Origin of the sequence: Acetobacterium paludosum (assembly GCF_008086595.1) — a bacterium.
Classification (GTDB): Bacteria; Bacillota; Clostridia; order Eubacteriales; family Eubacteriaceae; genus Acetobacterium; species Acetobacterium paludosum.
On the sequence record NZ_RXYA01000004.1, the window covers coordinates 236,930 to 252,997 of the forward strand.

The following is a 16,068-nucleotide window of genomic DNA, read 5'->3' on the forward strand; positions in this document are numbered from 1 at the left end:
CTATGTCTTGAAAATGTTTTTATAGATATTTATAATAGCTGATATCTTCAGATATCATATGTCCCATGATCACTTTACCAATTAGAAACTCAATAATTTCTGACATATGTTTACCTCGTGTTATCAGTAAATTTTTAGCTTCAATCGCTTCATTCACAATTGATTCATGGATATGTTTATGATTTCCCAAATCTGGATATTCAATTCTCGATAGTATCTTTTCCTCATTTGAAAAGTGTGATACTGTATGTTCCAATATTTGATCATATAAAATAATAAACTCTTTCTCATTATTACTCATAAAGTATTCTTCGATAAGTCTATTCATCAGAAGAATCAGTTCCCTATGTTCGCTGTTTATTTGGGGATTTCTAGATTCAAAAACATTGCTCCATTCAATCTTGATTGGTGACAGGTTCAAAAATGAAACAACGACTCTGTTCCTTCCGTCTCTTTTTGCTTTGTATAAAGCATCATCGGCATTTTTAATCCAGCACTCAATATTTTCATTTGTATTTTTTTCAGCAACACCAATACTTACGGTGATTTTTTTGACATTTTCAAACTCATGTGTTTCAATAATTTTTCTGACTTTTTCAGCAATGACTATCGCTGTATTTAAATCCGCATCGAATAGTACAACTAAAAATTCTTCGCCGCCCCATCTGATTACTTTGTCTTGTTGCCTGACACTATTGGAAATTACTTGTGCTAGTTCAACCAGCAATACATCTCCAATGTTATGGCCGAACGTATCATTCACATGCTTAAAATGATCAATATCAACCATTAATATAGATATCTTTCCCTTTTTCTGTTCAGTTTCAACTATTTTTGGAATCACTACCTTTTCAAAATAACATCTGTTGAACAATTTTGTTAATCTGTCGGTTGAGGCTTCAATTTCAAGACTCTTTACTTTCATCTTATCCGACTTAATCAGACTCATAATTCCAACTGTGAATAATGATGCTTCAATTGATGATGCTAGAAATAAAACATCTGGCAAAAAGTCACGCCAATCCCATACTCCAAAAATAGATAGTGTGAAAATCCCAGCACTAATTATAAACAGTAACAGCCCAATAACATAAAGCCTGGATAACTGTTTATAATACAGGTATGTAGAAATCGAAACAGACCCTCCCAATCCACAAATTAATACAACAAAAAGCAACACCACTGTTGTGAATGCCAACAATTTAAAAATCAAAATCAATGATAAGCATAAAACAATACTTATTAATAAAAACTGGTACCATCTGCTGAGTTTTGGTGTTACTTTCCTGATCTCGAAATAATGATAACTAAAGTATGTTGCCGTCATACTCGTGATAAAAACCCAAATATAGGCTAGACTTATGTCATTAAATCCAAGTGCTATTTTGGGAATTCCAGAAATTTGAAACAACGTATTCACCAGCGAAAATAAAAAAAGAAAATGCAATATATATTTTTTTTCCTTCACAATTACATACAGTATAAGGTTAATAATTGACAGGAAAAATATCACTCCAATATTTAATAAGCGAAATATCAGTTTTTGATTTTGCGACAGATAAAAACAGTTTTCTGTATCCAATCGTAAATTGAAATTTAAATTCGTGTTCAAATTTTCAAGTTTCATATAAATATATTGGTTTGCATCAAAACCATCTGGTAATTTTATGTATGAATAAATAAAATTTTGACTGTCCTTCAATTTCACCCACTTTCCATCAACACTGACATAAGCAGAATCAATATTTATAAAGGGATAATCTAAAAATATAATATTCTCATCATCATCACTTCGACTTAATTTTAATTTTATCCATGTATTCTCGTTTAGCGTTTGTATTTGATTTTTTTCATATGAAAAATCATTATCTGTCGTTTCGATAATCTGGTCTAAATCGACTTCTTTAGAATTTTTCGTATAATACATAATGTCATTTAATTTGGAACTGTTAAATTCGGCAATTGTTGATAAGTCTTTACTTTGAATATAACGAAAATAATTCAAGCTTTGAAACAAAAATACTGTTATAATCATGGTTACACTCAAGAATAAAATAAATTTATTGAAATTGATCGTTCGTTTCATCGCAGTAACACCGCCTTTTTAAATTCTGTTTCTTTATTACCCTTCCTCTCCATATCACCACAATATCTTGGGGTAAGGAACACTAATTCAAGTCATTCCGTTCTACATAAAAGTTTACAGTACATGTTCACTTAATAATCTGACTTTCACACATTCTTGTAAATATCACTTATCACAGCTAAGATTTTTCATAAAATGGTGTTTGTCTTTATTCAATCAAGATTGAAAATATTTCTTAATTTGGCTTAATATTATACTATTTTTCGTATTAAGTATTAATTTTTGTTCTAAATTGCCGATAAATAGTATCGAATTCATTTTTTTATAATAAATCAATGATTTAATTATATAAATATGGATAAATATATAAATATGATTGAATACAATCAAAAAAATAGAATTCCTCGGGTGAAACAATGATAACTATATTTATTTGTGATGATAATAATAAGGCTTTATTAGCTTATTCAAAAACAATTTTGCAAATAGCAAAAAAGCATCGTCTTATTATAAAAATATTTGAATTTATGAGCGGAGAAGAGCTTTTATTTAAAATGGAGGATTTGAAAATCGTACCGGATATTATCTATTTAGATATTATTATGTATTCAGTAAATGGAATAGAAACTGCAAATAAATTAAGAGAGCTCGATTGTTATGCCGAGATTATTTTTCTTACTGATAGTGAAGACTATGTCTTTGAATCATTTGATGTTAATCCAACACAATATCTTTTGAAAAATGATACTTCAAATGAAAAATTTGAACGGGTTTTCCTACAAACCGTCCAATTAATCCAGAGAAAATCCACTGGGAAATTTCTTGTTGAATCAAATACCGGCCTAATTGCCATACCAATTAAGAATATTCTTTATTTTGAAATTTTCAAAAGAAAAGTAACAGTTCATCATGACCGAGACAAAACCATCGACTATTATACAACAATGAAAAAGATCGAAAATCAGCTGATTGATAAACATTTTATTCGTGTGCATCGCTCATATGTAGTAAATCTTCAATACATCGCTAAATTTCGACCGAATGGTCTGACCCTGATTGATGATACATTCATTCCAATTGGGATTACCTATTCAGAAAAAATAAAAAAATCTTTTATGGAGTACATATATTACTCCTCATAATCAAATTCAAGAGGAGACTAAATGTTCTATGACAACTTATTCAATATCACTTATATTAGCAGTATTAGCAGCAAGTATCTTTATTTTTATATCGTTTTTTTATTTTCAGAAGCTTTTTCTAATAAATACACGTTTTTTTTTATTTATTAGTCTTTGTTCAATTTGTAATATCACTATTTTCGCAATTTTCACATATCTAAAGCTCTCTCAAGCCGGTACTTTAGTTCTCTTGATCTCTATTTTTATTTGGCTTAAGTTGCTTTACCGTATCAACACACTCACATCCCTTTTATGTGCAACCTTGATTATTTTATTGGTTTATATTTCTAAGGGAATTGGTTTGTTCGTTCTTTCCTTAATTTTTAATGTTTCAATATCAGCAGTTTTTGAAAATTCTATTTTGTTTAATGTATCCAGTATTATTTCTATATGTTTTGCTTTATTCCTTGCCTATTTTTCGACAATTTCATATGCAAAGCCAGATAAAGTCAAATTGTTTTTCAATAACAGACTGCAAGAGAAATTTGTGCTGTTACTTAGTTTTGCTTTGCTCATCTACTTAATGTTAGTACATGACGGTCAAAATTTACAACTACCTCAATTATGGTTTGAGATCCTATATATCGAGTCTTATTTTGGAAGCTTATTATTATTGTTTTTAATAACTAATAATGCACTGGAAGTTAGTTATCTAATTGAAAGTGATCTAAAAGCCTTTTTTCTCCAAAATCAACTTGAACGACAACTTCATCACTATCGATCTCACCAGAAATGTAATGAAAATTTCAAAATCTTTAGACATGACTATAACAATATAATGAATTCAATCAGACTGCTCTTAGATACTAATGAAATAGAACGTGCCAAGCTATTGTTCGATGATGTTCAAAATTTATTTCAAAATACCGTAAAAACAAACAAAGATTATTCAAACAATTTATTAGTTGATGCAATACTATTTGATACTGCTAATATTTGCGAATATAAATCCATCAATTTTTCCGCTAATGTATATTTGAGCAAATCTGTTCGACTTGAAGATTTAGATTTGGTACGTATTTTTTCCAACTTAATTGATAACGCTATTGACTCCACTTCAAAGATAAATAATCCCAGCAATCGATTTATTAATATCATGAGTAGCTCTTCCTCAAATAATTGGCTATTAATTGAATTTTTGAATTCATATGAAGGTGATTTGAAATCAAATAATAACAATCGATTACTTACAACAAAAGAAAATGTCAATTTACATGGTCTTGGTATCAATATTGTTACAAATATCATCGAAAAAAATGGAGGAATAATTGAAATTCTCTCTAAAGAAAGCGTTTTCTCAGTAAAAGTCCTTTTTCCGCTAGAATAAATCCATTTTAAAATGTGTAGATAGTGTAGATTTCTTCCCTCTCTATATGTACGATCTTGATATGGGAAATACTATCTTTTTACTTCCTTTTTTTCAATAAGAATTAAGTCAATCGGTTAATGTGAAACAGGTGCCTTTGGCGGATTTATTTTCCAGAAGCACCTGTCACAATCCCTTTCGTTGGATGGTGTGGGTTTATAATTGATTGCTTTTTTTAATTTACTAATACTTATCCAACTCCGTATTATCTAACAGGATTTTTAGTTCAGTAGCAGGAATGCTGTCATTTTTTTTCTTGATTTCATGAATGTTTTTCTGTATTGATCCATCTGTCTTTAGTTTAAAAGCGCCCACCATTTGTTTAAGTATTTCTGCCTGACCGGAAAGTTCTTCGCTGGCTGCGGCACTTTCTTCTGCAGTGGCGGAATTGGTTTGTACGACCTGGGAAACCTGTTCAATCCCTTGGTTAATTTGGGCGATTTCTGAGGCTTGATCATTAGACGCTCGTGCAATGTCCTCAACCAGACTGGTTACTTTTTCAATTTCATCAAGAATCGCTTTCAGACTTTCTGCAGTTTGATCAACAATTTTTGTTCCAACTTCTACTTTATCAATAGACCCTTCAATGAGGCCGGTTGTTTCTTTTGCGGCTTCAGCACTTCTGGCTGCCAGGCTTCGAACTTCCTCTGCAACCACAGCAAAGCCTTTTCCCTGTTGTCCAGCTCTTGCTGCTTCAACAGCGGCATTCAGGGCCAAAATATTGGTTTGGAAGGCAATATCGTCAATGACTTTTATAATCTTGGAAATGCTCTTTGATGAGTCATTAATTTCAAGCATGGCTGTCACCATTTCCTTCATTTGATCATTTCCAATAACCGCATTGGTTCGCACAGCAGTTGCCAGCTCACTCGTTTCATTAGCATGGACAGCATTTTGTTTCGTTTCTTGTGCGACTTCTTGAATCGAAGCGGTTAGTTCCTGAATGGAACTGGCCTGTTCGGTGGTACCCTGTGATAATGCCTGGCCCCCATCGGAAATTTGTGTCGCCCCAGCCTCCACCTGACCCGCAGCTTCATTGATATCACCCATGATAGTGCTTAAGGTTGCAGTAATACCATTAAGGGCATTTTTAATGGCCAAGAAGTCGCCAAGATACTCAGTTGTGATATGCTGATCCAGATTTCCCTGCCCCAGTTCTTCCAATGAGAAGGTAATTTCATCAACATAGCGTTTCAGGAATGCAACGGTTTGGTTCATATTGTCTTTGATGAGGGTATAATCCCCATTATAATTGCCAACCATTGCAGTGTTCAGGTTTCCCTGAGCAAGTTCTTTTAAAGTGGCTGAGGCTTCCTGGACTGGTGCTACCACTGCATCCAGGGTAGCATTGACCCCATCTACGATACGGGCGAAATCTCCTTGGTGTTTGCTGACATCCGCCCGAGTATTTAGGTTTCCATCAATTCCAGCTTGTGCCAATATGGTGGCGTCTTCAACTAGAGCATTTACTGCATCAATACAGATATTAAGGTTGTTTTTAATTGTGTTAAATTCCCCATTATAATTATCTGTAATCTTTGTCGGGATTTCACCTTTACTAATGTGAGCCACGTATTCTGCAGCAACATTTAATGGTCCGACCACTGCATCCAGAGTATTGTTCACACCATCCACGATTTTTGCAAAATCTCCGCCATGTTTACTTGCGTCAGCTCTGGTATTCAATCGGCCTTCAACCCCTGCTTTTTCCAACATTCCAGCATCGGCAACCAAAGCATTCACTGCATCGATGCAGGTATTGAGGTTATTTTTGATTGAATTAAAATCGCCGTTATAGGAATCGGTAATTTTTGCTGGAATATCACCTTTGCTGATACGTTCCATATATTCAGCAGCTACATTAAGTGGTCCTACTACAGCATCCAGTGTCTGGTTCACCCCCTGCACAATCTCTTTATATCCACCATTAAAGGCTTCAGCATTTCCTCGGGTATCCAATCGTCCTTCTATAGCTGCCTGGGACAGCATGGTAGCTTCAATAATAAGCGTCCGAATCGTTTCAATGGTTTTTTTCAGAGCAGGTGAGATTTCATCCTGAGCGTCCTTTATTTCTACATAAGCAGAAACATCCCCTTCAGAAATCTGGTTCATCGTACCAATGACCACATTTTGAAGATCATCTGCGAAATAGTCCATAGCCACAGCCATCAGACCGATTTCGTCCTTAGTGTCCATATTCAAACGCTCTCCCAGATGACCCTTGCTCATTTCCTGTAACATATGTGATGCTCTTATGAGCGGTTTGCTGATGACAGTACCAATAAAAATTTCTAATGCAATTGCCAAAAGCACACCCAGAAGAATAAATATAATCATTGTGGTTATCACATTATTAGCCAGAAGAGCATTTGCATCAGCTTTTGCTTTACCACCTTCTAATTTCATTGTCTGTAACTTATCAATAGCATTTTGTTCTGCGACAGCTGCTTTAACAGCAAGTCCATCAGCACTTGCTAACGCATTTGCTTCCTCATCCTGATTCTGTATTGCAAGAGCCATTATTGGATCAACTTGATATATATATTCTTTTTGCGAATCAACAAATTCTTGAGAAGCTGCTTTTTCTTCATCAGATTGGAGCGATTTTTTTAATTCCTCTGAAACTGTATCAATTTCTTTTCTCATTTCAGCAATTTTGTCTGCTTTTTCTTTTATCACTTGAGAATCATTGGAAAGAATCATCTCCCTTAAACTGATCCGCATTTGCATAAAATCAATTTCTATCTGACTTACTTGTTCAACTGGAACCATCATGTTTTCATAAAGTTCAAAATCTGATTGCTGTAATTTTTCAATACTGGTTACCCCAATAATTCCAACAATTACGATCACAAATGCAACTATACTAAATCCTACTAAAAGCTTTCTTCTGATTTTCATGTTATAAAACCATTTCATAAATAAAACCTCTTTTCTTTTATATTTAGTTTTGCTCAATCTGAACCTTTCTCTAATATTAAATAATTTATACACTAAATTCTAATTTTTGCTCTGAATTGCTTGAATTAGGTATCGAATTTATCATTCTGCCTTACAACAAAGTCATTTTTCATGCATTAGAGTAAAATAAAACTTTAATGCTCTTTTTTATTTGTGAATAAGTATTACTTAATAATATGCCTTATTAACGAATAAGTCATAAATTGAATACAAAAATTACTCAATTCATGACAAATTTTCCCAAAGTATTAAAAAACACTTATAATAAAAAGTAATGCTAATCGAGAAAAGGAGATCAATTTGTCAATTTATTTATCTAATATGGAAAGAACCATATTAGCAATTCTAAATAATGTTTTCATAAATTTACCAGTTGAAATACAAAAGCATAGTATTCTGGTCTCTCACTATTCAATGGAGCTATATCGCAAGGCTTTATTTCTTAATTATACAGATGGAATAGCACCTTTGAAAGCTGAAAGGATCCCATATATCGGATGGGCTACACTTTATCATGACATTGGGAAACTGACATCTTCTTATCAATTATCCAATAGAACATTTTCATTTTATAATGCAAACTTTTCTATTCATGATAACCACCAGATAAAAGGTTTCCATCTTCTTTTAGAAATTTTAATCAATCAAAATTTAGAGTTTGAAACAACGCCTCTTTTTATATTTTTAAAAGATGTGATACTAAATCATCACGAATGGTGGGATGGTTCAGGTCAACCACAAGCAAAAAAAAGGAATGAAATACCGTTAATCGCAAGAATATGTTCCATTGCTGATGTCTATGAATATATAAATAATATGCAAACGAATGATTTTAACATATCATGCAATAAATCTTGCGATATCATAGAAAATGAATCTGGCAAGCGTTTTGATCCAGCGCTGGTTGATATTTTTTTAGATTTTTCGATAAATCCTGATGCTTTGAATGCACTAACAAAAGAAGAGTAATTCATTTCTTAGTACATCTTACCAAGCATCTAAAATGATTTAATATTAACTGCGTATTGGCATAGACTAAAAAATAATTATTGCGTATTCTTTTCATATTGGTTGCGAATAATGACAGTTTTAGTTGACTAAACGTATTATAAGAAGGTTCACATTTATAAATTCGCATTTAAGGAGAGCTTTATGAGACAGTTAATTGATAAATTAGGTTTGAAAAAAACTACTTTAGCTGTCATGACAATTTCAATTATATTTTCCTTAGCAGTAACACTTATGATTTGGCTATTATTTTCTCTTTTAGGAATTAATCTAAACTTGTTCATTACTTTGCTAATGGGAATAATTGTACCATTATTTGCAGCCCCATTTATATTGATTCCGATCATTTACCTAATCATGCAAATCAACCAATTGGAGATGGAGATGCGTTTATTGGCCACCTATGATGAACTGACGGGATGCCTAAACCGTCGCGCATTTTTTGAGCAATCAGAATCTCTAATTAATCTAGGAGATAGAAATTCAATCGACTCATGTTTGATGATGATCGATATTGACAAATTCAAACTGATTAACGATCGCTATGGTCATTCCAGTGGCGACAAAGTCATAGCATCCTTAGGATCAATATTTATAGATGTTATGAGAAAAAGTGATATCGTTGGAAGAATTGGGGGCGAAGAATTTGCCTTATTTCTACATCAGACTTCAATTGAAGGTGCATCTAGATTCGCAGAACGATTACATGAATCTATTTCTCTTTCAGTCATAAAAGACAATGGTCATAGTATTAACTATACAATCAGTATTGGTTTAACACAACTGAGGTCTGGGACTTCGTTGGAAGATGCTTTGAAACAAGCTGACAAAGCACTTTATTGTGCGAAAAACAATGGTCGTAATCAGACAATATTTTACAATCAAAGTATGTAATTCAGATTGTAAATAGTGTTAGGATTTTTAGCGAATGACTGTTACCTTCATTATTGATTTTACCAGAAATCGATATACCGTTAGAGAATCAACCATGGGGTAATAACTACTTTTGACAACACTCTAATCCTTTTTAAAATGATAAAATTTTTTGGTTATAAAAAGGACGGTTCTATCGCACACTATGGCTGGCTCGATATAAGTCAAACATATTTGCTTCAGTGGGATAATCATTGATGAGAACAATATTATTATGATCAATGGACAAATGTGAAATGGTTGTAACTATGATGTGATAATGATCGAAACTTCCTTCTCTCAATACTTCCGGATAATCACCCACATCCACAGTCAAGTCGGAAACATCATTCTTAAAATAGTTCTCCATGTACCTTGCAATAAAATGAGCGTGATTGACACCAAAATCGCTGATAACCAGTAGGCGCATTGGCTTTCTGTTATGATTGATTTCGGGTAAAATGAGACTGCTCCAATATAACAAATCATAGATTCTGCCTGACATATCCATTTCAGTTTTTTTCGAGAAAATATTTAGATTTGTTTCAAACAATTGATATAGTGAAAAATTATATTGTTTAAGGGTCATTGAAAAATAGTAAATCCGATCAAATAAAGTTGAGTTACTAAAGGGTCTAAATTTTTGTGCCAAATACAAAGAACGTAACATGAATTCAAGTTTTTCATGCATTTCTTCATTGAGCAACAAACGCATGCCGTTAAATATACGTTGATAAAACAAACCTGTTTCATTCTCTACCAACCATTTTTCGTCTATGTTATCCCATCCGATGTATTGGCTCAGAATAAATCCAGAAATCGGTTGAATGCTATCTGACGTAATGTTAGGGAAAAACACCTTTAAGCGTCCCAATTCATCATCCTCAATTACAGTGTCGGCGTAGCTGCTGCTATTATTGTAACGCAAATCGCTAAAGCCCTGATTTTCCCTAACCAGCGAAACGAGGTAATACATACTATAGTAAACCACAAAGAGCTCATTGTTGAAAATAAAGCTTGTTTCTTCCGGCTCAAGGTTTTTCATTAGGGTTTGATGCAAGATTTTTTTTAATAAACTTAAATCCACATCGAGCTCTCGTTTTTTCAGGTTAAGTCCATGAAGTTCCAGCAAAAATCCGGAAAATAACTGTCTTAGATGCATTTCGCTGTTTCCAATCACATTGTACTGGTTATTGATGCGCTTAATTTCCATTCCAATGGTATTGAGATACTTGTTCAGATCCGGTAAGGTTCGAATAAGGGTTGACCGACTTACAAAAAGTCGGTCTTCATAAAATTCAATTCTTTTACCAGGGAAAAAGAAGATTTCTTCTAACCATTTCAATGCAATTGACTCATTAAAGATCTGCTTAAAAACATTACCGATCGTCGCAACATTCTGGTTGTGCAACTTAATTCCCCATTTTGTGGACACCTCTATGTTGAGTTCTGCTCCCCACCTTTTTTTGATTATTCCAACATCATTGCTGATGGTTCTTACCCCGGCATCAACTAATTCTGACAATTCTCCAATTGTTATCCAACCTTCCTGAGTAACAAAAACATCCAAAATATTTATGATCCGTTGAGAAGAACGTTCTAATAATTTACGCATGACAAACCTCCCTAAATATCAATGTTTGCGAATAATTCGAGTTTAGCTTAATACTATATTATTTTTTGTATTAAATATTCGATTATGTTCTGAATTGCCAATCTATAGTATCGAATTCATTTTTTATTAATTAACTAATCGAATTAGCCCGTATTATTCATAAAAATAATACGGGTTGACGATTTTTTTTTAATTTTTTGAGTATGTTTCAAACCGTAATTTAGAATCCTTAATTGCTTATCAAATATTGCATATGTCCCAGCAAAACAAGAACGGATTTTTTACTTCCTTACGTAGTAAAATAGCATAATTATATTCATGTTTGTTTGTTATTATTTATTTGTTCGTTTCAATTCTATTTTAAAAGAGAATTGCCTACGTTTGCTTAGTGGTAGCTGTGTCTGTCTAATTTACCTAAATTAATTTATAACAACATTTTTATATTACATCACGCTTTGTGTAAACGACCACAATCAAATGCGAAAGAAATCTAGACGCTCTCAAAAATTCTTATGTTCCATCCGTTTCTATAATACAGTTCTGTACAATGCGGTGAACATCGTACCAAACTGTTTAATATATGCAAAAAAATAACTTATTAAGCATAACTTAACAAGCTGGCAAAATATAAAATTTTTTTATACTGAAGTGAGGTAACTTATGAAAATTTACACAAATAAAATTATTGGATTATTATATTTCGTGGTTTTTTTGTTGGCGGCTTCAGCCGCATTAACCGCGTTAGCTGAAGGAGTAACTACTATTCCCAACGATCTCACTGGTCAAAGCCAGTATTTGGTCATCCATGAAGCAACTGGTGATTACACAAATACCGGAGGTAATTCTTCCATAACAGTGACGAAACCTGATGGAACTGCTGAAATCGCACCAACCGTAACGAATGGCAATCTTACCTATTCAAATATCCCGGCAGGTGACAAAATCGCAATTAATTACGCCTTTCATTTAGTGGATGGCGATGAGAGTAGTGGTAATGCCTATACTTATAGCGGTTCAAACTTTTTCACTGTTACCCTGCCGGAAGGCATTACTTTTATCGATCCTGGTACAGACAATAAAATCATGGCTAGCGATAATACCGATCCCAATAATCCTGTCGTGTGGCAGATGGGAACCTGGTCCATATCAGGTAATATCGTAAGAGTGGATTTTGACGAAACCGTCGCTAACCACAACAATATGTGGTTAGCAATACGCATTGATGGAACCTTTGATGCCCTTTCTGATGGTGACACTGGTACAACCAGTATGAACCTGGGTGATCAGACCATTACCTTTACAAGAGAACAACCGTCGACAGCAACCTTCACTCTGGAAAAATCCGGTGTTTATGATGCTGCTACCAACCAAATCACCTGGACGGTTACAGCCGGTCCTGACACAATTGATTTAAGCGGCTATACCTTGTTGGACACTTTCAGTAACAATCAGACCTATGTGTCCAATTCTTTTACAGCTGGAAACATAGGAAACCAGGGTCATGGAAACAATGGAAACAGTGGAAGCAACAATGTGAATGACAATGCTTTGATCATTGATTCTACTGCTCCCTCAATAAGCTATACTTTCCCCAATAGTACCACCGGCACCCAGACCATTACCTATAAAACGTCGCCAACCTCCTTTGCCAATGAAGATGGAACTGATGATGGCAATGAATCTTCAACCTTTACGAATACTGCCAATCTAACAAAAGATGGAAACAAGGTAACTGAACCAGCCCATGCAGCGGTGGAGGTTAACTGGATTGATAAATCAGCTGACAATTCGGCACCGTATGGTGCTACGGATGGTACTATCAGAAAGTGGACGGTCACGGTTACTGTTCCCGAAAATGGCACCATAACCGGAGCTCAAATTGTCGATACGCTTCCGGATGGGTTAACATTGTTTGCTGACGACACTACCTATCCAGTTCAAATTCAATTCAATGACGATACTGTTGCCACTGTATCGCAAGGCACAGACCCCGGAACCTATACATACAGTGACAGCAACAGGAAACTCACTTATCGGTTCCCGACTGAGCAACTAAACGGAACCGCAACCCTGACCTACTACACCAGGCTCCCTGTCCGCGATGGATACCTAAACAGTAATGATCCCATTCTCTTTACCAACAATGCCCAGTTGATCTGGAACGAGAATCCCAATAAGTCGACGCCTCCATCAGATAAGGCCGCCGTTGGTGCCGGTGTCGGCGGACTGATCTTTAAATATTCTGATGGCGAACCAACCTATGACCACACCAAAACCAACTTTATCCACTGGATAATTAGGGTCAATACAAATAATGTGACCATGCCTGCTGAAAGCTCTGTCACTGACACCATTCCTGTTGGACAGAAGCTGGTCATTGATGGCACTCATCCCTTCACCGTGAAAAAAGGTTATAGCCAGAATTTTCAAGCAACAAGTACTTTAAGCGGAAGCGGAAGCTCATCCGATACTGGTTTTACCTATACTTTAAGTGCTAATGAATTCACCGATACCTATACCATTGACTATTACACACAAATCACCGATCCCAATTCACTCTATCAAAACGCATTCGTAGCCTTTGAAAACAGCGTAGCGTTGAATCGAGGTGAAACTTCCACTGCAATAACCGGGAATAAAATCTTTGACAGCCAGCTTTTAGCAAAAACACCGCTTGGCGACTATAACTATGCAGACCACACTGCCAAATGGCAAATTGTGGTTAATCGCAATCAACTGCCGCTGACCAATACTTTATTAACAGACACCCTTCCTGAAGGTATGGAACTGCAGATTGATGACGCTCATCCCTTCCAGATTCTAAAATTGAGAGATACAACTCCAACTACTGGTATTCCAACAATCAGTTCGGACAAAAAAACATTTACCTATGACTTTGCTGGCATTAAAGATGCAGACGGAAAAATTGACACCCAGTACACCATTACCTTCTATACAAAGCTTTTGGACTCAGCATTAATTAGTCAATGGACAACTGCTAAGCCTTTCCAAAATAACGCCAAACTTGAAGCTAACGAAATATTAACTCCAGTGTCGGCTTCTGCCAATGTGATGATTAATAATCCTATTCTGACAAAGTCCCATTCCTACGATGTGAACAACCCTTCAAACCATATTGATTGGACAGCGGTTCTAAACAAAGCTGGTCTCGATCTGAAAGATGCGGTGGTCACCGATGTGCTCGACCCCGGTCTCCAGCTTGATACCAATTCGCTCAAGCTTTATGAGGCAACCATCAATTCAGATGGAACGGTGACGAAGTCTGACCAACTCGTTGACAGCCAAAGTTATACGGTTGACTGGCCAACAGCTGATAACAATAATACCCTTAAGGTTAATTTGCCAGCCGGTAAACATGCCTACTATTTAGATTTTACCACCAATATTCTAACCGATGATCTCAGCTTTGCGAACAAAATCACCTTGACTGGTGCTGCAAATAGTCCAACCGGGGACGCCACTGCTGGTAAAATTGTGATTACAGATCTATTCTCCAAAGGCGGCAGCAACAGCAACAAACTCACGGTCTATAAAGATGATGGCAACGGAAAAGCGGTGGCAGGTGCCACCTACCAGCTGTTGAATGTGAACCAACAGCCAATTATGAAGTCCGGTAACATCGTCACCACTGTCACCGATAAAGATGGTAACGCAGTTTTTGATCAATTACCATCCTGGGTATTTTATATAAAAGAAATTGCAGCTCCCGTTGGCTACCTGTTAAATCCCGACATCATTGGCGGCGGTGCTCCGCTAATTGGTCAAAAAACCGTGAAAACTTCGGACAAACTGGCCAATGTTCCCATTCCACCGGTTGTGGAGCCTCATGGTTCCATCGAACTATTGAAGACAGATACCAACGGAGCACCGCTTTCCGGTGCTGAATTCGGACTCTATGATGCCGCTGGCACCCTGGTTAAAACGGCTGTGTCCAATGATGAAGGGCTCGTTCATTTCGCTGAGGTTCCTTATGGCAGTTACACCATTAAAGAAGTAACAGCCCCTACTGGCTATACCCTTTCCGACGCCGCAGCAACGGCCAGTGTAACCGCAGATAATTTAAATGTAAAAGGGAATCCCTACACAGTGGTCAATACCCGTAGTACAAGTCCTATTTTGTCTGGCTCCATTGAACTGAAGAAAACTGATGTTAATTTCAATCCGCTTTTCGGTGCTGAATTCGGACTCTATGATGCCGCTGGCACCCTGGTTAAAACGGCTGTGTCCAATGATGAAGGACTGGTTCATTTCGCTGAGGTTCCTTATGGCAGTTACACCATTAAAGAAGTGACAGCCCCAAGCGGTTATATGCTTTCTGATACCGAATCGAAAGCTACCGTATCGGCTGAACGAACTGAGGTAAAGGCAAGCCCCTATACGATTGTTAATTACGACGATATAAATTCGCTTCAGCATGGGATTATCCAGGTCATCAAAGTTGATGCGCAGTCAAAAGTGCAACTACCTGGCGCAGTGTTCACATTGTACAATGAGTCCGGTGCTGTAGTACAAACTTCCACCTCTGACAGTTCGGGATTTGCTACTTTCGCTACTGTCACTCCTGGATCATATTCCATCAGGGAGACAACCCCCCCAGCAGGCTATCTCCTCAGCAATGAAGTGATCAGCCTATCGACTGAAGTGAACAAGACCTATGAATATACCTATGCAAATACAGCTGCAACGGTAATACCAGCTGGAAATTCCACCGGTAATGACAGTCCAAACGATAAGACCTCTGGTTCCAGTCAAACTGGCATTCAAAAAAATGCACTTCCCCAAACTGGCGGGTTTTGGGATGCGACAACACTGGGTTTGGTGGGTGCAGCCCTGGTTGTCTTGGGTATTGTGCTGAATTATCTCAACAGAAAGAAACAAAAAAATGAAAAAAAAGCATAACATAAAACCTTCTCAGATG

Annotated in this window: 8 protein-coding genes; 5 read left to right on the plus strand and 3 right to left on the minus strand. The window is 35.9% G+C overall.

Annotated features, from left to right (window positions below; all coding sequences use genetic code 11):
- Positions 1-19 precede the first annotated feature (19 nt).
- Positions 20-2,086 carry a diguanylate cyclase gene (locus tag FZC41_RS06170; RefSeq protein ID WP_148566524.1) on the minus strand — a complete coding sequence of 689 codons (2,067 nt, stop codon included), beginning with the start codon at positions 2,084-2,086 and terminating at the stop codon, positions 20-22.
- A 416-nt stretch (positions 2,087-2,502) separates the two neighbouring features.
- Between FZC41_RS06170 and FZC41_RS06175 the strand changes: the two genes are divergently transcribed.
- Complete coding sequence (locus FZC41_RS06175) at positions 2,503-3,228, plus strand: LytR/AlgR family response regulator transcription factor (protein WP_148566525.1); 726 nt, start codon at positions 2,503-2,505, stop codon at positions 3,226-3,228.
- 28 nt (positions 3,229-3,256) lie between these two features.
- Positions 3,257-4,594 (plus strand): sensor histidine kinase, encoded by a 1,338-nt coding sequence (locus FZC41_RS06180; protein ID WP_148566526.1) that lies wholly within the window; start codon positions 3,257-3,259, stop codon positions 4,592-4,594.
- Positions 4,595-4,816: 222 nt separating this feature from the next.
- Here the strand turns inward: FZC41_RS06180 and FZC41_RS06185 are convergent, their stop codons facing one another.
- Positions 4,817-7,552 carry a methyl-accepting chemotaxis protein gene (locus FZC41_RS06185; RefSeq protein ID WP_148566527.1) on the minus strand — a complete coding sequence of 912 codons (2,736 nt, stop codon included), beginning with the start codon at positions 7,550-7,552 and terminating at the stop codon, positions 4,817-4,819.
- A 342-nt stretch (positions 7,553-7,894) separates the two neighbouring features.
- On the opposite strand from FZC41_RS06185, the gene FZC41_RS06190 reads away from it, so the two are divergent.
- Together FZC41_RS06190 and FZC41_RS06195 are read left to right on the plus strand one after the other, a co-directional pair.
- The gene (locus FZC41_RS06190) at positions 7,895-8,563 is read left to right on the plus strand and encodes an HD-GYP domain-containing protein (RefSeq protein ID WP_148566528.1); all 669 of its coding nucleotides are present in this window, start codon (positions 7,895-7,897) and stop codon (positions 8,561-8,563) included.
- A gap of 183 nt (positions 8,564-8,746) precedes the next feature.
- On the plus strand, positions 8,747-9,496 hold the full coding sequence (locus FZC41_RS06195) for a GGDEF domain-containing protein (protein ID WP_148566529.1): 750 nt from the start codon (positions 8,747-8,749) through the stop codon (positions 9,494-9,496).
- Positions 9,497-9,668: 172 nt separating this feature from the next.
- On the opposite strand, the gene FZC41_RS06200 is transcribed toward FZC41_RS06195, so the two are convergent.
- Complete coding sequence (locus FZC41_RS06200; protein ID WP_148566530.1) at positions 9,669-11,129, minus strand: AcpB/EbpR/MafR family transcriptional regulator; 1,461 nt, start codon at positions 11,127-11,129, stop codon at positions 9,669-9,671.
- A 660-nt stretch (positions 11,130-11,789) separates the two neighbouring features.
- On the opposite strand from FZC41_RS06200, the gene FZC41_RS06205 reads away from it, so the two are divergent.
- Positions 11,790-16,049 carry a SpaA isopeptide-forming pilin-related protein gene (locus FZC41_RS06205; RefSeq protein WP_148566531.1) on the plus strand — a complete coding sequence of 1,420 codons (4,260 nt, stop codon included), beginning with the start codon at positions 11,790-11,792 and terminating at the stop codon, positions 16,047-16,049.
- Positions 16,050-16,068 lie beyond the last annotated feature (19 nt).